Raw genomic sequence first — 20,653 nt, 5'->3', positions numbered from 1 at the left:
GCTCTCCTTGGGCGGCTATTGCGTGGTAACCCGGTGGATTTCGGCCAGACTGGTGATGCCAAGACGGGCTTTCTCCAGGCCGGACTGACGCAAGGTTTGCATTCCCTCCCGCTGCGCCTGCTCGGCAATCAACAGCGCATTACCGCCTTCCATGATTATCCGGGCGATCTGCTCCGACATCGGCAGCATCTCGTAGAGTCCCACCCGCCCTTTGTAACCCGACGAGCAAGCATCACAGCCTACGGCGTGATAGAGGGTGATGCCGCTTTTGACTTGGGCCTCGCTGTAACCGAGCTTGAGCAGTTCTGCCTCGGGCACCGGATCGACCGCGCGGCAGTGGGGGCAAAGGCGACGAGCCAGCCGCTGGGCGATGATCAGGGTGACCGATGAGGCGATGTTAAAAGCCTGTACCCCCATATTCATCAAGCGGGTCAGGGTCTCGGCCGCTGAGTTGGTGTGCAGGGTGGAGAGAACCAGGTGGCCGGTCTGGGCTGCCTTGATGGCAATCTCGGCCGTTTCCAAGTCACGAATTTCGCCGACCATCACCACGTCCGGGTCTTGGCGTAAAAAGGCGCGCAAGGCGCTGGCAAAGCTCAGCCCGGCCTTGGGATTGATCTGCACCTGATTGACGCCAGGCAGGTTTATTTCGACCGGATCTTCGGCGGTCGAGATATTACATTCGATCCGGTTGAGGATATTGAGCCCGGTATAGAGCGAGACCGTTTTGCCCGAGCCGGTGGGGCCGGTGACCAGAATCATGCCCTGTGGGCGCTCCAGCGCGTGCAGGTAGCGGGCTTTTTGCGCGGTATCAAAGCCCAGTTGTTCGATATCCAGATGAGCGGCCGAGGAGTCGAGCAGACGGATAACCACCTTTTCGCCCCACAGGGTGGGCAGGGTATTGACCCGCATATCCATCGCCTTGCCACGCCCCAGTTTGAGCTTGATACGGCCATCTTGCGGCAAGCGCCGCTCGGCAATATCGAGGCGGGCCATGACTTTGAGGCGCGCGGCAAAGCGATTGGCCAGATTAACTGGCGGGGTGGCAATTTCGTGCAAGATGCCATCGATGCGAAAACGGATGCGGTAACGGGTTTCGTAAGGCTCGAAGTGCAGGTCAGATGCGCCGCGCTTGATGGCATCCATCATGATTTTGTTGATGTATTTGACAATTGGGGCATCGTCTTCACTGCTGCCGACGGTTTCATCCAGCCGGCTCTGCTCGTCGGCGACCTCAAGCTCGGAGATCTCGGCCTCATCAATCGCATCGAGCCCAAGCGCTTCGTGCTCATTTTCCAGCAGCTTGCCCATGGCATGGGTGAGCTTGGCTTCTTCGACCAGCAGCGCCTCGGTATGCAGGCTGAAATTAAAACCGAAATCTTCCAGCGCCGACACATTGGTCGGGTCTGACATGGCGATATAGAGTGTCTGCCCCTGGGTATAGATGGGCAGGGCATGGTGTTTCTCAATCAGCTTGCGATTGAGGTATTTTTGCGGGATTTCCGCGAGGGAGAAGGAGTCGAGATCAAGCAACGGAATCCCATACTCCTGCTCGCAGAAACTGGCCAGCTCGCGGCTGCCCAGAATCTGGTTTTCCACCAAAAACGCTACCAGCGGCTTATGCTGGGCGCGCGCCTCATTGAGGCAGTGCAATGACTGCTGCTCGCTAATCAGTGAGGCAGCGGCCAAGCTATGCGCCAGGCCGCTTAGGGGGGAGGTAGTCATTGCTTACTTAGCACACGCCAGCCCCTGTACATGAGGAGCCGGAAGCAGGGCCGACCCAGATTAATCGCCCACCAGATACGCTTCCTTCCATGATGTAGGTCAATTGATCTACAGCTGCACTGCCTTTAACTTCAATTTGGACTTGTGTTGAGTTATCTGTACCCGCTTGTACTTTGATTTCATCAACAAGCCCACCCGCTGCAGATGCGGCAGTAGGGATTCCATTAACCCCATCATTTTGGCAGCTGCTGATAGCGTTTGTTGACTGAAAACAGATTTCAATTGCGGACTTAAATGGACCCGCCGCAGTAATTACCTCAGTAAATTTGGCCTTCTTGGTGTATGTCTGATAAGCCGGTAGTGCAATCGCGGCCAAAATGGCGACGATCGCGACCACAATCATCAGTTCGATTAAGGTAAATCCCGTTTGTTTTTTCATGGCTAAGTTCCTTCTTGCGCTTGGTTACTGAGAAGTGGTGATGCACTACTGAGCTCATCGTCACTATGGTCTCTGAGCCGCCCGGCAGACACAACCTTCCCTGTCACATTTTTCATCAATGATTTATTGATGATGAACGCCAATGAAAACAAGGTGCTAGGTGGCAGAGGCTGACCTTGTTCACCACAGAACCGGTCAGTCTCTTGCTGAAGCCGCTATCAGTAAAAGAAAAGGCGCCAACGGCGCCTTTTGCAAGTTAGAAACGAATTCGTTGTGATCAGATAAAACGCATGGAGAGATCCAGCGCTCGCACATGCTTGGTCAGGGCGCCAACCGAGATAAAGTCGACGCCGGTTGCAGCGTATTGGGCCAGAGTATCGAGGGTCACATTACCCGACACTTCCAGCTTGGCGCGTCCCTGATTGATGGCGACCGCTTCACGCATCATGGCGGTTTCAAAGTTATCGAGCATGACGATATCGGCGCCGGCTGCCAGTGCCTGCTCCAGCTCGGTCAGGCTCTCCACCTCCACCTCTACCGGTTTACCAGGGTTGAGGAGACGGGCTTGGTTGACCGCTTCGGCGATACCGCCGCAGGCCAGAATGTGGTTTTCCTTGATGAGATAGGCATCATACAGCCCAATCCGGTGGTTTTTGCCGCCGCCACAGGTCACGGCATATTTCTCGGCCAGACGCAGGCCGGGTAGGGTCTTGCGGGTATCGAGCAGGCGGCAGTGGGTGCCTGCCAGTTTGGCCACATAGCAGGCCACCAGCGAGGCGACGCCAGAGAGGGTCTGCACAAAGTTCAGCGCATTACGCTCGCCGGTCAGCAGGATACGGGCCGGGCCGGTCAGGCGAAACAGCTCCTGATTGGGTTCGAGCGCGTCACCATCGGCCACTTGCCACTCAACGGACACTTGGCCGCCTAGCTGGGCAAACACCTCTTCGACCCAGGCTTTACCACAGAATACGCCGGCTTCGCGGGTGATAACCCGGGCGGTTGCGATGCGATCGCCCGGAATCAATTGGGCGGTGATGTCTGCGCTGGCATCCGGTCCTCCGTCCGGGGTGAGGGCTCCGCCCAGATCTTCCAGCAGAGCGGCGCGCACAGCGCGGCTAATATCCTGTTGTAGCATGCTTTTTATTCCTGCAGGGGGCGCAGCAGCAGACGCTGCCCACGCTGTACCATTTCCAGTTTCCCAATGGCATTCATGCCGACCAGCACGGTTTGGCCGGGATCTGCCGGGTTGATAAAGACCGCCAGATCGTACAGGGTCAGCGGCCCCATCTCCAGTTTCTCGATGCGGCCCATACCGACCGTTACAGGTCCACCGGCCGTGCTGACTTGCTGCTGGCCATGAGAGGTGATGCCGAGCCGCTGTGCCACTGCCTTGGGCAGGGTGACGCGAGTTGCGCCGGTATCGAGCATCAGTTGCACCGGTTGACCGTTGATGGCACCCTCGAGTCGGTAATGACCGGCCGGATCCCGTGGCAGGCTTAGCTCGCCACGGGCGGTGACCTCAGGCTGAAACTGGCGACTGAAATAGAGCGTCAACAGGCCGAGCAGTGCCAACCAGGCCAGCAACCAGAACCAGCGGGCTGTGCGGGGAACCAGATCGCGCATCGGAACGCTCACGGTAATCGGACAATGACCCAGACTAACACACAATTTTCTATCGATTCAGAGGGTTGGTGCGAGCAAGCTCGCAAGGTTCCCTCACCGCATCACAACCAGCGTCCGCAGGCTGACGATATCTCTTTGCTGGTGGTGCACAACATCAGTCTGCCACCCGGTGAGTTTGGTGGCCCCTGGATTGATGACCTGTTTCTCGGGCGTCTCGACCCCGCGGCGCATCCGTATTTTGCCGATATCCATCATCTGCGGGTGTCGGCCCACTGCCTTATTCGGCGTGATGGGGAGCTGGTGCAGTATGTCCCGTTTACGCTACGCGCCTGGCATGCCGGGGTCTCCACCTTTGCCGGGCGTGAGGCATGCAATGACTTCTCCATCGGGATTGAGCTCGAAGGCACTGATACCCTCCCTTACACGCCAGCCCAATATGCCGTGCTAGCCAGCGTCACCCATGCGTTGCAACAGCGCTTTCCGGCCATCACCACCGAGCGTATTACCGGTCATAGCGATATTGCACCCGGTCGAAAGAGTGACCCGGGCCCCAGTTTCAACTGGTCATACTTCCTTCAGCTTCTCCGCCCTATCTAAAATAAATAAAACCGCGTTTCACATAATAACCTTTCCCATATTAACCACATCGCCTGCGTGCGATGTGGTTGTTGGCGGCATGTTAATGTGATCGTTGGCGTGTTTATTGGTCATACCAATTTCTTTGATTCAGGTCATGCGGTGCAGGAAATACCTCTGGCTAGGTAGCCTGATTCGTTGATTCAGATCATCTTTTTGTTGGACTTTGCAGCATCCCTCTGCTAATTTCTGCTGCAACCATAAAATTGGTAATACCAATTTAACAATGATCCCCATGCCCTATCGCAAGATCACACAGCCCAAATTGGCCGATGCCATCGTGGCCGAGCTGGAAAACATGATTCTGGAAGGCAGTTTGCAGCCGGGTCAGAAATTGCCCCCCGAGCGCGAGTTGGCTATCCAGTTTCAGGTTTCCCGCCCTTCCTTGCGCGAAGCCATTCAGCGCCTGGAGGCCAAGGGCCTGCTGTACCGGCGTCAGGGGGGGGGAACTTATGTGCAGGATGCCCTGAGCAAGGGGTTGGCCGATCCCTTGTTCGAGCTGCTCTCCAAGCATCCGGAAGCCCAGTTTGATCTGCTGGAGTTCCGCCACGCGCTGGAGGGTATTTGCGCCTACTACGCCGCCTTGCGCGGCACCGAAGCCGACTTTGCCCGCATTCGCGCTGCGCAAAGCGCCATCGAAGAGGCCGGTAAGCAAGGGTTGGCAGAAGAGTCAGTCGCCGTTACCGCATTTTATTTGGCGGTGGCCGAGGCCTCTCACAATGTGGTTCTGCTTCATCTGCTGCGCGCCATGCAGCCGATGCTGGAACACAACATCCTGTGTAATAACGAGATTTTGAATCGCCGCCCGGGTGTGGTGGCAAAGATCCGGCGTCACCGCGTGACCCTGATCGAGGCCATCCTGTCGGGTGAGCCGGAGCAGGCCAGGGCTGCTTGCCATGAGCATCTGGCCTTTATCGAAGAGACCCTGCTTGATATGCAGCGGGAAGATAGCCGGATCGAACGATCCATGCGTCGCTCCCGCCGCCTAGAATCGTAGAGTCCGACCCCATTTTGCAGACTTAACTGCCGTGCAATAACAAAGTAGGAAACAGCCATGTCTGATATCCTGAAGAGTGATGTGGATCCGGTAGAGACCAGTGAGTGGTTGTCCGCTCTTGAATCTCTGCTCCGTGAAGAAGGCCCGGAACGTGCCCAGTTTATCCTGGAACAACTGGCCGAGAAGGCTCGCCAAGGCGGTATTGATATCGCCGAAGGTCAAGTCAGCGACTACCTGAACACCATCAAGGTGGAGCAGGAGCCGGCTTATCCGGGCAACCAGTCCCTTGAGCGCCGCATTCGCGCCATCATCCGCTGGAACGCGGTGATGATCGTGCTGCGTGCTTCCAAGAAGGATCTGGATCTGGGCGGTCACATGTCCTCCTTCGCCTCCAGCGCCACCATCTATGATGTCTGCTTCAACCACTTCTTCCGTGCTCGTAACGAGAAGGATGGCGGCGACCTGGTCTACTTCCAGGGTCACATCTCCCCGGGTATCTATGCACGTGCCTTTGCTGAAGGTCGTCTGACGGCTGCCCAGCTGGACAACTTCCGTCAGGAAGTGGACGGCAAGGGTATTCCTTCCTATCCGCACCCGAAACTGATGCCGGAATTCTGGCAATTCCCGACCGTATCCATGGGTCTGGGCCCGATCGCTGCTATCTATCAGGCGCGCTTCCTCAAATACCTGACTGACCGTGGCATCAAGGATTGCTCCGAGCAGACCGTTTACGCCTTCCTCGGTGACGGCGAGATGGACGAGCCGGAAGCCAAGGGCGCCCTGACCGTTGCCGTGCGTGAAAAGCTCGACAACCTGGTGTTTGTGGTCAACTGCAACCTGCAGCGTCTGGACGGTCCGGTCGTTGGTAACGGCAAGGTCGTTAACGAACTGGAAGGCCTGTTCCGCGGCGCCGGCTGGGACGTCACCAAGGTTATCTGGGGTCGCAAGTGGGATGAGCTGCTCAAGAAAGACACCTCTGGCAAGCTGATCCAGCTGATGAACGAGACCGTGGACGGTGACTATCAGACCATGAAGTCCCGCGACGGCGCCTACGTGCGTGAGCACTTCTTCAACCGTTATCCGGAAACCGCTGCGCTGGTCAAAGACATGACCGATGAGGAGATCTTCGCCCTCAACCGTGGTGGTCACGATCCGCAGAAGCTGTTTGCAGCATTCTCCAAGGCTGCCCAGACCAAGGACAAACCGACCGTTATCCTGGCCAAGACCATCAAGGGTTATGGCATGGGCGCGGCTGCCGAAGGCAAGAACATTGCTCACCAGGTCAAGAAGATGGAGCTCGACTCCGTGCGTCACCTGCGTGACCGCTTCAACCTGCCGGTCTCTGATGAGCAACTGGCTGACCTGCCATACCTGGAAATCAAGGAAGGCAGCGAAGAGCATGCCTACCTGCACGCCCGTCGTCAGGCCCTGAAGGGTTACCTGCCGACTCGTCTGCGCGAAAGCACCACCAAGCTGGATATCCCGGCACTGGATGCCTTTGATTCGCTGCTGGGTGAACAGGCGCGCGAAATCTCCACCACCATGGCGTTCGTGCGTTCCCTGAACGTGATGCTCAAAGACAAGTCCATCGGCAAGCGCATCGTTCCGATCCTGGCTGACGAAGCCCGTACCTTCGGTATGGAAGGCCTGTTCCGTCAAATCGGTATCTACAGCCCGCACGGTCAGCAATACACTCCGCAAGACCGCGACATCGTCTCCTACTACAAGGAAGACAAGCAGGGTCAGGTTCTGCAAGACGGCATCAACGAGCTGGGCGCCATGTCCTCCTGGCTGGCTGCTGCGACCTCTTACAGCACCAACGACTGCCCGATGATCCCGTTCTACATCTACTACTCCATGTTCGGCTTCCAACGGATCGGCGACATGGCGTGGGCAGCGGGCGACCAACAGGCCCGTGGCTTCCTGCTGGGCGCCACCTCCGGTCGTACTACCCTGAACGGCGAAGGTCTGCAGCACGAAGATGGTCATAGCCACATCCTGGCCGGCACCATCCCGAACTGCATCTCCTACGATCCGAGCTACGCCTATGAAGTGGCCGTGATCATTCAGGACGGTTTGCGCCGTATGTACGGTGAGAACCCGGAGAACGTGTTCTATTACCTGACCACCCTGAACGAAAACTATGCGATGCCTGCCATGCCTGCGGGTGCCGAAGAGGGTATCCGCAAGGGTATCTACAAGCTGGAAAGCGTGGCCGGTACCAAGGCTAAGGTACAGCTGATGGGCTGCGGCTCCATCCTGAACCATGTGCGCAAGGCTGCCCAGATCCTGGCTGCTGATTACGGCGTCGGCTCTGATGTGTTCAGCGTCACCTCCTTCAACGAACTGGCCCGTGACGGTCAGGACGCTGAACGCTGGAACATGCTGCACCCGACCGCTGAAGCCCGTGTACCGTATATCGCCCAAGTGATGGGCTCCGAGCCGGCTATCGCCGCGACTGACTACATGAAGTCCTTCGCCGATCAGGTTCGCGCCTTTATCCCGGCTGACAGCTATCGCGTACTGGGTACCGATGGTTTCGGTCGCTCTGACAGCCGTAGCAACCTGCGTCGTCACTTCGAAGTGAACGAGTACTACGTCGTGGTTGCCGCTCTGGGCGAGCTGGCCAAGCGTGGCGACATCGACAAGCAAGTGGTTGCCGATGCCATTAGCAAGTTCGGTATCGATGCCGACAAGGTCAACCCGCTGTACGCCTAAGAGGATCACGCACAATGTCCAAACAGATTATGGTGCCGGATATCGGTGCTGACGAAGTTGAAGTAACCGAGATCATGGTTGCAGTGGGCGATAAGGTCGAACTCGACCAGTCCATCATCTCTGTGGAAGGCGACAAGGCCTCCATGGAAGTGCCGGCGCCGCAAGCCGGTGTGGTCAAAGAGATCCTGATCAAGGTGGGTGACAAGGTCACCACCGGTAGCGCCATCATGGTGTTCGAAGAAGCGGGTGCAGCGGTTGCTGCGCCGGCTCCGGCTGCCCAAGCTGCCGCTCCGGTCGCGGCACCGGCTGCCGCTGCGGCCCCGCAGGATGTCTTCGTGCCGGATATCGGTGGCGATGAAGTCGCTGTGACCGAGATCATGGTGGCTGTCGGTGACAAGGTTGAAGCCGACCAGTCCCTGATCACCGTGGAAGGCGACAAGGCCTCCATGGAAGTACCGGCCCCGTTTGCCGGTGTGGTCAAAGAAATCAAGGTTGCTGCTGGTAGCAAGGTGTCTACTGGCTCGCTGATCATGGTGTTTGAAGTTGCGGGAGCCGCCCCGGCTGCCGTAGCTGCCCCGGCGCAAGCCGCCGCGCCTGCTGCTGCCCTGGTTGCCAGCGGTGCCAAAGACGTCAACGTGCCGGATATCGGTGGCGATGAAGTCGCGGTGACCGAGATCATGGTTGCCGTAGGTGACAAGGTTGAAGCCGACCAGTCCCTGATCACCGTGGAAGGCGACAAGGCCTCCATGGAAGTGCCAGCCCCGTTTGCCGGTGTGGTCAAGGAGATCAAGGTCAAGGCGGGCGACAAGGTTTCCACCGGTTCGCTGATCATGGTGTTCGAAGTGGCAGGTGCCGCTCCGGTTGCCGCTGCTGCAGTGGCCCCGACGGCCGCCGCGCCGGCTCCGGTTGCTGCCGCGCCGGTCGCCGCCAAGGCACAAGACAAGGGCGATTTCGAAGCCAACGATGCCTACGTCCACGCCTCTCCGGCGGTTCGCCGTCTGGCGCGCGAGTTCGGTGTCAACCTGGCCAAGGTTAAAGCGTCCGGTCGTAAGGGCCGTATCCTGAAAGAAGACGTTCAGGCATACGTGAAGGATGCCATCAAGCGTGCCGAATCCGCTCCGGCAGCCGGTGCGGCTGGCGCTGGCAACGGTCTGGGCGTACTGCCGTGGCCGAAGGTTGATTTCAGCAAGTTCGGTGATATCGAAGAGGTCGAACTGACCCGGATTCAGAAGATCTCCGGTCCGAACCTGCACCGTAACTGGGTGATGATCCCCCACGTTACCCAGTTCGACGAGGCGGATACCACCGAGCTGGAAGCGTTCCGCAAAGAGCAGAACGTGATGCTCGAAAAGCAGAAGCAGGACGTCAAGATCACCCCGCTGGTGTTCATCCTGAAGGCTGCCGCCAAGGCGCTGGAAGCTCACCCGCGCTTCTGCAGCTCCCTGTCGGAAGATGGCAGCAAGCTGATTATGAAGAAGTACATCCACATCGGTGTGGCGGTTGACACCCCCAACGGTCTGGTTGTCCCGGTCGTGCGCGATGTGAACAAGAAGGGCATCATGGAGCTGTCTCGCGATCTGGCCGAGATCTCCAAGAAGGCGCGTGCCGGTAAGCTGACTGCTGCTGACATGCAGGGCGGCTGCTTCACCATCTCCAGCCTGGGTGGCATCGGCGGTACCAGCTTTACCCCGATTGTCAACGCGCCGGAAGTGGCTATCCTCGGTGTTTCCAAGTCCGAGATGAAGCCGAAGTGGAACGGCAAGGAGTTCGTGCCGCGTCTGATGCTGCCGCTGGCGTTGAGCTACGATCACCGGGTGATCGATGGTGCCGATGGAGCTCGCTTCATCACCACCATGAATGGCGTGCTGTCCGACATTCGTCGACTGGTCCTGTAAGTGAGAGGGCGGGCCCAGAGCCCGCCCTTTTTGCTTCTCAATCAGGTAACAGGATTGTAAACTTGCCCCGGATTTCAAGCGCTGACAGCCCATCAATATGGGATTTCATACTGCGCTGTCCGGGGATACAAGAACGACAAAGAGGTCATGATGAGTAAAGAGATCAAAACCCAGGTCGTGGTTCTGGGTGCTGGCCCTGCCGGTTATTCCGCTGCCTTCCGCGCAGCCGACCTGGGCCTCGATACCGTAATCGTCGAGCGTTACTCAACCCTGGGTGGCGTCTGCCTGAACGTAGGTTGCATTCCTTCCAAGGCGCTGCTGCACGTTGCCAAGGTTATCGAAGAAGCCAAGGCGCTGGCCGAGCACGGCATCGTGTTTGGTGAACCCAAGACCGACATCACCAAGATTCGTCTGTGGAAAGAGAAGGTTATCAACCAGCTGACCGGCGGTCTGGCTGGCATGGCCAAGATGCGTAAGGTGCAAGTCGTCAACGGTTACGGCAAGTTCACCGGCCCGAACACCATTGAGGTGGACGGTGCTGATGGCAAGACTACCCTGACGTTCGACAACGCCATCATTGCTGCTGGCTCCCGTCCGGTGAAGCTACCCTTCATTCCGCACGACGACCCGCGGGTATGGGATTCGACTGATGCACTCGAGCTGACCACAGTTCCTGGCAAGCTGCTGGTACTGGGTGGCGGTATTATCGGTCTGGAAATGGGTACCGTCTACTCGGCCCTGGGCTCCGAAATCGACGTGGTCGAGTTCGCCGACCAGCTGGTTCCGGCTGCCGACAAAGATATCGTCAAGGTATATACCAAGCGCGTTGCCAAGAAGTTCAACATCATGCTGGAGACCAAGGTCACCGCTGTTGAAGCGCGCGAAGATGGTCTGTACGTCTCTTTCGAAGGCAAGCAGGCTCCGGCCGAGCCGGTTCGTTACGACAACGTGCTGGTTGCCGTGGGTCGTGTGCCGAACGGCAAGATGCTCGATGCCGAGAAGGCCGGTGTTGCCGTGAGCGAGCGCGGCTTTATCGAAGTCGACAAGCAACTGCGTACCAATGTTGCCCACATCCATGCCATCGGTGACATCGTGGGTCAGCCCATGCTGGCTCACAAGGGTGTGCACGAAGGCCACGTGGCGGCTGAAGTGATCGCGGGCAAGAAGCACTACTTCGATCCGAAGGTTATCCCGTCCATCGCCTATACCGAGCCGGAAATGGCTTGGGTTGGTCTGACCGAGAAGGAAGCCAAGCAGAAGGGCATTACTTTCGAAGTGGCCACCTTCCCGTGGGCAGCTTCCGGTCGTGCTATCGCCTCTGATTGTTCCGACGGTATGACCAAGCTGATCTTCGAAAAGGAGACCGGTCGTGTCATCGGTGGTGCTATCGTCGGCACCAATGGCGGCGAGCTGCTCGGTGAAATCGGTCTGGCCATCGAAATGGGTGCTGACGCCGAAGATATCGCCCTGACCATCCATGCTCACCCGACTCTGCACGAGTCCGTGGGTCTGGCTGCCGAAGTGTTCGAAGGCTCGATCACCGACCTGCCGAACGCCAAGGCCAAGAAGAAAAAGTAAGTTTCTTTGATATGAAAAAAGCCGCTCGTTTGAAGCGGCTTTTTTGTTGTCTGGCGGCAGCTTGGCTGCGATGGCCGCCTGCTTAGGCAAGTGGCGGCGGACCACTTGCCTGTGTCAGGTTGTTACAGACGGAAGTTACCGACCAACCGGTCCAGCTGCTGCGCCAGTTGCTGCAGATTGTGGCTCGAGCCGGTCAGCTGTTCGGCGATCTCGGTGGTTTCCAGGGTGAGCTGGTTAATCTCCTCGACGTTGCGATCCAGGTCGGCTACTACGGTGGACTGCTCTTCGGTGGCAGTGGCCACCTGAATGTTCATGTCGCTGATCTGGCTGATGTGGCTGGTGATATGACCCAGCGCCGCATTGGCCCGATCGGCTTGCTCTACCACCTGCAGACTTTGCTGGCGACCTTCCTGCATGGCTTCCACCGCCTTACCGGATTGCGCCTGCAGGCGGTTGATCATGCCCTGGATCTCTTCGGTCGAAGAGGCTGAGCGACTCGCCAAACTACGCACTTCATCGGCAACCACTGCAAAGCCTCGGCCCTGCTCGCCAGCGCGGGCCGCTTCGATGGCGGCGTTAAGCGCCAGCAGATTGGTCTGATCGGAGATGCTGCGGATGGTATCGAGAATGCTACCAATTGAGTCGGTTTGTGCGGCTAGCGAACCGATGACCTCGCTGATATCACCCAGCTCGCCAGAGAGTGCAGTGATACCTTGGCGCGCCTGTGCCACCACGTGAGCCCCTTTCTCGGCTTCGTCATTAGCCTGATTGGCTACCCCCGCCGCCTGTGAGGCATTACCGGCAATTTCGCTGACGGTGGCCCCCATCTCGTGAATGGCGGTCGCCACCTGAACGGTGCGATCACGCTGGGCATTGCAGTTTTGCTCGGTCACGTGGGCTTTGGTGGCCAGCTCATTGGCGGTGCCAGCCAGTTGGCGGGCGGTGTTGGCAACCTCCTCCATGGCAGCGTGAATACGCTGTACAAAGTGGTTAAAGCTGGTGGTGATCTTGGCAAATTCGTCGTTGCCACTTAGCTCGGCGCGGGAGTTAAGCGCCAAGTTTGCGGCAGCATGACCGATGTGGCGTTGCAGGAAGTCCACCCGCTTGCGCAGGCCGAGCAAAATCATGGCCGAGACCAGCAGGCAGATAAGCAGGGCGCCGGCGATGATGATGATCATCTCGTTCTGGCCTTGCGAGAAGCTCTCCTGGCTCAGCTGATGGCGCTGCTGGGCCAGTTTCATCAGGTCATCGAGCTGTTTGTTGGCCTCTTTGCGCATGGTGCCATAGGTGGCGGTGTATTGATCACGGTAGATCTGGCGAGCTTTTTCCATGTCGCCTTGCTCCATGGCCGCCAGCATGGGTTGCAGCTCATTTTTCTCCATGGATTCAAACTGGCTGAACAGGGTTTGTGCGCTTTGACGCGCCGCCGGATCAACCTGGGCGGTGACTGCCAGTTGCATAGCCTGGCGCATCTCTGGGATGTCCTCTTCACGCGCCTCTTTCACACGGGTCAGCACGCCCTTGGCATCTTTAAGTGAAGTATCTTGCAGCAGCATCATGTCGATGCCGACGCGCATACGCGGAATGCGGGAGACTACTTCTGCCATGGCGCGCATCGGAGTGGCGGTGTTTTCGTAAAGCGCACTGGCTTGCTGTTGAATTGAGCCCATGCTTTTGAGGCTGGCTGCGCCAACCAGAAACAGAGCCAGACACGGTACCGCGACCGCCAATAACAGCTGGCTTTTGAGTGTCAGTTTTCCCTCTAACATGGGGTATTCTCCTTGCGAGCATCGGTCACGCCATTGTGGCGCCGTTTTAGTATAGTCAGTGGTTACTTATAAAAAGGGGCGCTTATGCGCCCCTATTGTTTAAAGACGGAAATGGCCGACCAGTTGGTCGAGCTGCGATGAGAGTTGCTGCAGATTGCGGCTTGACTCGGTGAGCTGCTCGGCGATGTCGGCGGTCTCCATGGTCAGATGGTTAATCTCTTCAACGTTGCGGTTGATCTCGCCCACTACGCTCGATTGCTCCTCGGTAGCGGTGGCAACCTGGATGTTCATGTCGTTGATTTGGGCAATGTGGCTGGTGATTTGCCCCAACGCCTGATTAGCCTCATCGGCCTGAGACACCACCTGCTGGCTCTTCTCGCGGCCGGTACGCATGGCGTTGACCGCTTTGTCCGATTGCTCCTGCAGGCGGTTGATCATGGCCTGGATCTCTTCGGTCGATGCAGCAGAGCGGCTGGCAAGGTTACGAACCTCGTCGGCCACCACGGCAAAGCCGCGGCCCTGCTCGCCGGCTCGCGCTGCCTCAATGGCGGCGTTGAGAGCCAGCAAGTTGGTCTGCTCGGAGATGCTGCGGATGGTGTCGAGGATGCTGCCGATAGAGTCGGTCTGGCTCGCCAGCGATTCGATGACCTGGCCAACATGGTCAATTTCGCCAGAGAGGTGAACGATGCCCTGACGCGCCGTACCAACCACCTTGGCTCCACTGTCCGCTTGTTGATTGGCCTGACGGGCCACATCGGCGGCCAGCGATGCGTTACCGGCGATTTCACCCACGGTTGCCCCCATTTCGTTGATGGCGGTGGCCACCTGCATGGTGCGATCGCGCTGGGAGGTGCAGTTGTTTTGGGTCAGGTGGGCCTTGTTGGCCACCTCGTTGGCCGTGACGGCCAGATGACGGGAGTGCTCGGCCACTTCGGCAATCGAGGCATGGATCTTGGCCACAAAATTGTTAAAGCCTTTGGCGACCTCAGAAAGCTCATCACGACCTTCGACGTTCAGGCGATGGGTGAGATCGCCATCACCACTGCCCAGCTCGCGAAACAGTTTGCCAAGCTGCTGCAGCGGGCGGCTGACCGAGCCAGCCAGCAGTACGCCGAGTAGCCCCATGGCGGCAGCAATGGCCAGGCTTATCAGCAGGATCTTAGTGCCGGCTTCGCTCAGACCCGCGTAGATTTCGGCCTGCGGCACCTGCACGACAAGATACCAGCCGAGCAGCGGAATATAGCTCGACGCCAACACGGTGGGCTCACCATCTACGCTGGCCTCGGTCAGGGCGAATTGTTGTTTGCCGAGCAACAGACTGGCAGCGCTGCCAGCCAGCTGGCTCAGGCGATCCCGGTCGATACGCTGGGCATCAGGGTGAATCTTGATAACGCCTTCGCCATCGGTCATGAAGACAAACCCGGTCTGTGCCACCCGAAAGCCGGCTAGCATGCTCACCATGCTATCGAGTGACTTGGCAAGACCGGCGAGACCGCGTCCACCCAGCTGCTGGAAGTTGACGAACAGCTTCACCTCGCCGGTCTGCTCACGGAAGATGCTGACCATCAGGTCCTGCTGGCTCTTGGTGTAATCATAAAACCAGCTGTCTTGCGCCGGGGTGAGGTTACGCAGAAAGCCATCCTGGTTGTAGTAGGCCGCGCTCTGGCGATCGGCAAACGACGCGGTCACCAACCCATATTGGGCGGCGACATCTTTCAGTTGGCTTAGCAGGATGCCTTCCTGATCCTTGGGCATGCCGCGATTGACCCAGTCGAGGATAAACCGGTCGCTGGCCAGTTGACGGGCGGCGCTGGCCAGCGGATTGAGTTCGCTCTCGAGGGTCTTGCCGATCCGTTCGGTCAGGTTAGGTAGTTCATGCTCGAACATCCGCTCGCGGATTAGCTGCTGAGCCGAACGCTGGCTGAAGTAGCCGACCAGCAGGCAGGAGAGAACCACTGCCAGCAGGACGGTGGCGAGGATTTTCTGTTTGAGTGTCAGGTTGGCAAACACGGTTGGTTCCAAAAGAGTAAACAATAGACAAGTTCTCTATTGTAGCGGCCAAACATGTCATTTCTTGAATCTTTAAGGAGGCAAATAACAGATAAGCGTTTGCCGTCTCACGGCGCTTGCGCGGCCAGTCGTGCTCCTTATAGTAGTCATCTCCCTGAGTGACCGGATGAATGACCCATGAGTTTGCTGTGGCGCCGCTGTTTCCTGTTTGTTCTGCTTCTCTGCTCAACGGTGCTGCACGCTGCCGAGCGGCCACGGATTGCACTGGTGCTCAGTGGCGGGGGGGCCAAGGGCTCCGCTCACATCGGCATTCTCAAGGTTCTCGAAGAGAAGCACATCCCGGTCGACATGGTGGTGGGGACCAGCATGGGAGCCTATATCGCCGGACTCTATGCCATGGGGCTGTCGGCCGAAGAGGTCGAGAAGGTGACTCTGGGTATCGACTGGAATAAGGGGTATCAGGACCGCGTCGCCCGTAATGAGTTGTCGCTACGCCAAAAGCAGCAGGAAGAGCTCTATCAACTGCGCACTGACCTGGGTGTCAACGGCAATATGCTGCAAGCCCCCGGTGGCTTTTTCCAGGGGCAGGCAATGGCGGCGCTGCTGCGTGAGGCGACTTCCAATCTGCCGGTGCAAAAGAGCTTCAATGACTTGCCGATCCCTTATCGGGCGGTCGCCACCGACATGGAGAGCGTCACTCCGTTCGTGCTTGATCACGGCAGCCTGGCTAAGGCGATGCAGGCATCGATGTCGATTCAGGGCATCCTCAAGCCGGTGGAGTGGGAAGGGCATCTGCTCGCTGACGGCGGGGCGGTCAATAACATGCCGGTTGATGTGGCCAAAACGATGGGAGCTGACATCGTGATTGCCGTCGATATCAGCGCCCGCTTGCGCACCCGTGATGAGCTGAAATCGGGGTTGGCCATGGTGGATCAGCTCACCACCTATATGACCCAGGTGGGGACCGAGCGCCAAAAGGCGTTGATGGGTGACAAGGATATTTTGATCACCCCGGCGTTTGGCGACATGGGCATTGCCGACTTTGATCGGATGAAGGAAGGCATTCAGGACGGGGAGGTGGCTGCCCGCCGCCTGAGTCAGCAACTCGACAAACTTTCCCTGTCGCCAGCGCGCTATCAAGCATATCGCGACCATAAACTCAGTCGCCGTGCCGAGCGTAGCGGCTTGCCGGCGTATTACATCGATCGGGTCGAGATCCGTAACCAGTCGAATCTGGCGGATGAAACCATCCGCTCGGCGATGCAGATCAATCCGCGCAAGGTTCAGACTGGCGAAAGCCTGGAGGCCGGTATTCGCCGCATCTATGCACTCGAGTCGTTTGATCGGGTGACTTACCAGATTGAGGAGCGCGGCAGCGAGAATGTGCTGGTGGTCGATGCGCACCAGAAAAGCTGGGGACCGGGTTATCTCAATTTCCAGCTCGGTTTTAATGACGATTTTGAGAGTGAGTCCAACTACAACGTCGGGCTCTCTTACACCCTGACCAACATCAATCGCTGGGGTGGCGAGTGGCACAATGAGGCATCTCTGGGCACCTGGAAGCACCTGAAAACCGAGCTTTATACTCCGCTCGAACCGTCCCAGACCTATTTTGGCCAGTGGAATCTGGCCTATGACAAAGAGAGCCGCAGCCTCTATGTCGATCGTAACGAGGCGACCTTGAGTGGCAGTAAGAGCAGCAACGATTATTACTACTTTGACAGCCAGTATGGTTTCTGGTCGAGCGAGGCGCTGCTGGGCTGGAATATGCGCCCCTGGCAGCGATTGAGTATGGGGATGCAGGCCATGGTGGGCGATATCGATATCAGCAGTCTCGGTATCTCTGATATTTCGACCACCGCCTGGGGCCCCTTGCTACGGCTGGAGCACGACACACTCGATAGTCGCAATTTCCCCTATTTCGGGACCCGTTTTAGCGGCGAGGTCGGTTATCTCAATATCGGTCAGGATCAGCTCGATGGCGGCAGTCTGCATTCACAGGGCTCTACCTATGAGGTGAGCCTGATCAAGCCCTGGTCGTGGCAGCGGCACAGCCTGAATCTGCTGCTCTCCGCCGGCGGCACCCAGACCACCGAAGTGCTGCCGGTATTTGCCAAGGACCTAGGCGGCATGTTCAATCTGTCGGGCTACCAACCGCATCAGCTCTCAGGGCGCTATAGCTTGCTCGGTGGTTTGCGTTATATCTATCGTCTGGCAGATAACGACTTTGGTGCGTTCCGGCTGCCGCTCTATGTCGGTGGCTCGCTCGAGCGCGGCGGTGTGTGGGATGAAGGCGCGGATATCAGCTTCGACAGCTCGCTGACGGCGGGTTCGCTCTATATCGGCAGTGACACCTTTTTTGGCCCGTTGTTTCTCGGTGTCGGTGCCGCTCAAGGGGGGCATCAGGTGATCTATCTGCAGCTGGGCAGCACTTTCCACTAAGGGAATAGACATTTATTTAACAAATTTCACTGCCGTATCATTATTTATAACTATATGTTTATTAAATAAAAGAGTGTTTTTTATCCGCCCCTGTGTATGGGGTGGATTTTAATTAGTCGTTAAAACTTATATAGTGAGGTTCACCCTACGGGTGTCCTGCAAGGACGATCGCCGCCACGGCGACTCATAAGACCAAAGAGGAATTAGTCGTGCTTGAAACCTACCGTAAACACGTCGCAGAACGTGCCGCCGAGGGAGTGGTTGCCAAACCGCTGGATGCAGAGCAAGTTGCCGGCCTGGTTGAACTGCTCAAGACCCCCCCCGCTGGTGAAGAGAGCTTTCTGAAAGAACTGCTGTCCGAACGCATTCCCCCCGGTGTTGACGAAGCGGCTTACGTGAAGGCCGGATTCCTCACCGCCGTGGCCAAAGGGGAAACCAGTTCCCCCATCCTGTCCCGTGAAGAGGCTGTGACTCTGCTCGGCACCATGCAGGGTGGTTACAACATCCAGCCGCTGATTGATCTGCTCGATGATGCGACGCTGGCTCCACTGGCCGCCAAGGCGCTGTCCCATACCCTGCTGATGTTCGACTCTTTCCATGATATGGAAGAGAAGGTCAAGGCGGGCAACGTGTTTGCCAAGCAGGTAATGCAGTCCTGGGCTGACGCCGAGTGGTTCCTCTCCCGTCCGGCTCTGGCCGAGAAGATGACCGTGACCGTGTTCAAGGTGCCGGGAGAGACCAACACTGACGACCTGTCACCGGCACCCGATGCCTGGTCGCGTCCGGATATTCCGCTGCACGCTCTGGCCATGCTGAAGATGGCCCGTCCCGGTATCACCCCGGACAAGGACGGCACCATTGGTCCGATCAAGACCATCGACGAATTGAAGAAGAAGGGCTTCCCGCTGGCCTATGTGGGCGATGTGGTGGGGACCGGCTCTTCCCGTAAATCGGCCACCAACTCGGTGCTCTGGTTCATGGGTGATGACATTCCCCATGTGCCCAACAAGCGCGCCGGCGGCATCTGCCTCGGTGGCAAGATTGCGCCGATCTTCTTTAACACCATGGAAGATGCCGGCGCTCTGCCGATCGAAGTGGATGTTTCCAAGCTGGAAATGGGTGATGTCATCGATATCTATCCGTTTGCCGGCAAGATCACCCGTCACGGCAGTGACGAGGTGCTGGCCCAGTTTGAACTTAAAACCGATGTACTGATCGACGAAGTGCGCGCTGGTGGTCGTATTCCGCTGATTATCGGTCGCGGCCTGACCGACAAGGCACGTGAATCACTCGGTCTGCCGCACTCCGATGTGTTCCGCCGTCCGCAACCGGTGGCTGACACCGGCAAGGGTTTCACCCTGGCCCAGAAGATGGTCGGTAAAGCGTGTGGCGTGAAGGGAATTCGTCCCGGCACCTACTGCGAACCCAAGATGACCACCGTTGGTTCGCAAGATACCACCGGCCCGATGACCCGTGACGAGCTCAAAGACCTCGCCTGCCTCGGCTTCTCGGCCGATCTGGTGATGCAGTCGTTCTGCCACACGGCGGCGTATCCCAAGCCGGTTGACGTGCAGACTCACCACACCCTGCCTGATTTCATCATGAATCGTGGCGGTGTGAGCCTGCGTCCTGGCGATGGCGTTATCCACTCCTGGCTCAACCGTATGCTGCTGCCGGATACCGTGGGTACCGGTGGTGACTCTCACACCCGCTTCCCGATCGGTGTCTCCTTCCCGGCTGGCTCTGGTCTGGTCGCGTTTGCTGCCGCCACCGGCGTCATGCCGCTGGATATGCCGGAATCAGTGCTGGTGCGCTTCAAGGGCGAGCTGCAACCTGGGATCACCTTGCGTGATCTGGTGCATGCCATCCCCTATGCCGCCATCCAAAAGGGGCTGCTCACCGTTGAGAAAGCGGGCAAGAAGAACATCTTCTCCGGCCGCATTCTCGAAATCGAAGGCTTGCCGACCCTGAAGGTGGAACAGGCATTCGAGCTGGCCGACGCCAGTGCCGAGCGCTCTGCTGCAGGTTGCACCATCAAACTCGATAAAGAGCCGATCATTGAGTATCTCAACTCCAACATCGTGATGCTCAAGTGGATGCTGGCCGAAGGTTATGGCGATCCGCGTACCATCTCCCGTCGTATCAAGGGAATGGAAGAGTGGCTGGCCAACCCGACCCTGATGGAAGCGGATAAGGATGCCGAATACGCGGCCGTCATTGAGATCGATCTGGCCAGCATCAAGGAGCCGATCCTGTGTGCACCGAACGATCCGGACGATGCCCGCCTGCTCAGCACCGTGGCTGGTGACAAGATTGACGAAGTGTTCATCGGCTCGTGCATGACCAACATCGGTCACTTCCGCGCGGCCGGTAAGCTGCTTGGCAAGTTCACTGGCCAACTGCCGACTCGCATGTGGATTGCACCGCCGACCAAGATGGACAAAGACCAGCTGACTGAAGAGGGCTACTATGGCATCTTCGGCCGCGTCGGTGCCCGTATTGAAATCCCGGGCTGCTCTCTGTGCATGGGTAACCAGGCGCGGGTAGCGGATGAAGCGACCGTGGTCTCTACCTCGACCCGTAACTTCCCGAACCGTCTGGGCAAGGGCGCCAACGTCTATCTGGCTTCTGCCGAGCTTGCCGCTGTGGCTGCCATTCTGGGCAAGATACCGACCCCGGAAGAGTACCTGCATTACGCCAAGGAGCTCGACGCCACTGCCGCCGACACCTATCGCTACCTGAACTTCAACGAGATTGCTTTCTACACCCAGAAAGCTGACGCGGTGATCTTGCAGCAAGCGGTCTAAGTGTGCTGATAAACGAA

General features: G+C 58.0%; 13 protein-coding genes. 7 read left to right on the top strand and 6 right to left on the bottom strand.

Annotated features, from left to right (window positions below; all coding sequences use genetic code 11):
• Positions 1-15: 15 nt before the first annotated feature.
• From pilB to BW958_RS17010, 4 genes are all read right to left on the bottom strand, one after another.
• Complete coding sequence (gene pilB / locus BW958_RS17025) at positions 16-1,722, bottom strand: type IV-A pilus assembly ATPase PilB (protein ID WP_076577091.1); 1,707 nt, start codon at positions 1,720-1,722, stop codon at positions 16-18.
• A 7-nt stretch (positions 1,723-1,729) separates the two neighbouring features.
• Positions 1,730-2,161 carry a pilin gene (locus tag BW958_RS17020; protein ID WP_076577089.1) on the bottom strand — a complete coding sequence of 144 codons (432 nt, stop codon included), beginning with the start codon at positions 2,159-2,161 and terminating at the stop codon, positions 1,730-1,732.
• 277 nt (positions 2,162-2,438) lie between these two features.
• On the bottom strand, positions 2,439-3,296 hold the full coding sequence (nadC, locus tag BW958_RS17015; protein WP_076577088.1) for a carboxylating nicotinate-nucleotide diphosphorylase: 858 nt from the start codon (positions 3,294-3,296) through the stop codon (positions 2,439-2,441).
• A gap of 5 nt (positions 3,297-3,301) precedes the next feature.
• Positions 3,302-3,784, bottom strand: a complete 483-nt coding sequence (locus tag BW958_RS17010) for a retropepsin-like aspartic protease family protein (RefSeq protein WP_076577086.1) — start codon at positions 3,782-3,784, stop codon at positions 3,302-3,304.
• Positions 3,785-3,808: 24 nt separating this feature from the next.
• On the opposite strand from BW958_RS17010, the gene ampD reads away from it, so the two are divergent.
• The 5 genes from ampD (at position 3,809) to lpdA (ending at position 11,608) form a co-directional block, all read left to right on the top strand.
• Positions 3,809-4,381 carry a 1,6-anhydro-N-acetylmuramyl-L-alanine amidase AmpD gene (ampD, locus tag BW958_RS17005; protein WP_076577085.1) on the top strand — a complete coding sequence of 191 codons (573 nt, stop codon included), beginning with the start codon at positions 3,809-3,811 and terminating at the stop codon, positions 4,379-4,381.
• Between the two features lie 274 nt (positions 4,382-4,655).
• Positions 4,656-5,417, top strand: a complete 762-nt coding sequence (pdhR, locus tag BW958_RS17000; RefSeq protein WP_076577083.1) for a pyruvate dehydrogenase complex transcriptional repressor PdhR — start codon at positions 4,656-4,658, stop codon at positions 5,415-5,417.
• 57 nt (positions 5,418-5,474) lie between these two features.
• Positions 5,475-8,135, top strand: coding sequence for a pyruvate dehydrogenase (acetyl-transferring), homodimeric type (aceE, locus tag BW958_RS16995; RefSeq protein WP_076577082.1), 2,661 nt, complete (start codon positions 5,475-5,477; stop codon positions 8,133-8,135).
• A gap of 14 nt (positions 8,136-8,149) precedes the next feature.
• Entirely contained in the window at positions 8,150-10,030 is a 1,881-nt protein-coding gene (gene aceF / locus BW958_RS16990) for a pyruvate dehydrogenase complex dihydrolipoyllysine-residue acetyltransferase (protein ID WP_076577080.1), read from the top strand.
• 150 nt (positions 10,031-10,180) lie between these two features.
• Complete coding sequence (lpdA, locus tag BW958_RS16985; RefSeq protein ID WP_076577079.1) at positions 10,181-11,608, top strand: dihydrolipoyl dehydrogenase; 1,428 nt, start codon at positions 10,181-10,183, stop codon at positions 11,606-11,608.
• Positions 11,609-11,730: 122 nt separating this feature from the next.
• Here lpdA and BW958_RS16980 read toward each other — a convergent pair whose 3' ends face one another.
• Both BW958_RS16980 and BW958_RS16975 read right to left on the bottom strand, forming a co-directional pair.
• On the bottom strand, positions 11,731-13,377 hold the full coding sequence (locus tag BW958_RS16980; protein ID WP_076577077.1) for a methyl-accepting chemotaxis protein: 1,647 nt from the start codon (positions 13,375-13,377) through the stop codon (positions 11,731-11,733).
• A gap of 99 nt (positions 13,378-13,476) precedes the next feature.
• The gene (locus BW958_RS16975) at positions 13,477-15,387 is read right to left on the bottom strand and encodes a methyl-accepting chemotaxis protein (RefSeq protein WP_076577075.1); all 1,911 of its coding nucleotides are present in this window, start codon (positions 15,385-15,387) and stop codon (positions 13,477-13,479) included.
• A gap of 177 nt (positions 15,388-15,564) precedes the next feature.
• Between BW958_RS16975 and BW958_RS16970 the strand changes: the two genes are divergently transcribed.
• Together BW958_RS16970 and acnB are read left to right on the top strand one after the other, a co-directional pair.
• Entirely contained in the window at positions 15,565-17,829 is a 2,265-nt protein-coding gene (locus BW958_RS16970; protein ID WP_076577074.1) for a patatin-like phospholipase family protein, read from the top strand.
• Positions 17,830-18,038: 209 nt separating this feature from the next.
• Positions 18,039-20,636, top strand: a complete 2,598-nt coding sequence (gene acnB / locus BW958_RS16965; RefSeq protein ID WP_076577072.1) for a bifunctional aconitate hydratase 2/2-methylisocitrate dehydratase — start codon at positions 18,039-18,041, stop codon at positions 20,634-20,636.
• Positions 20,637-20,653 lie beyond the last annotated feature (17 nt).

This window comes from Aeromonas sp. RU39B (assembly GCF_900156095.1).
GTDB lineage: Bacteria > Pseudomonadota > Gammaproteobacteria > Enterobacterales > Aeromonadaceae > Aeromonas.
This window is presented reverse-complemented; position numbering and strand designations above follow the sequence as displayed.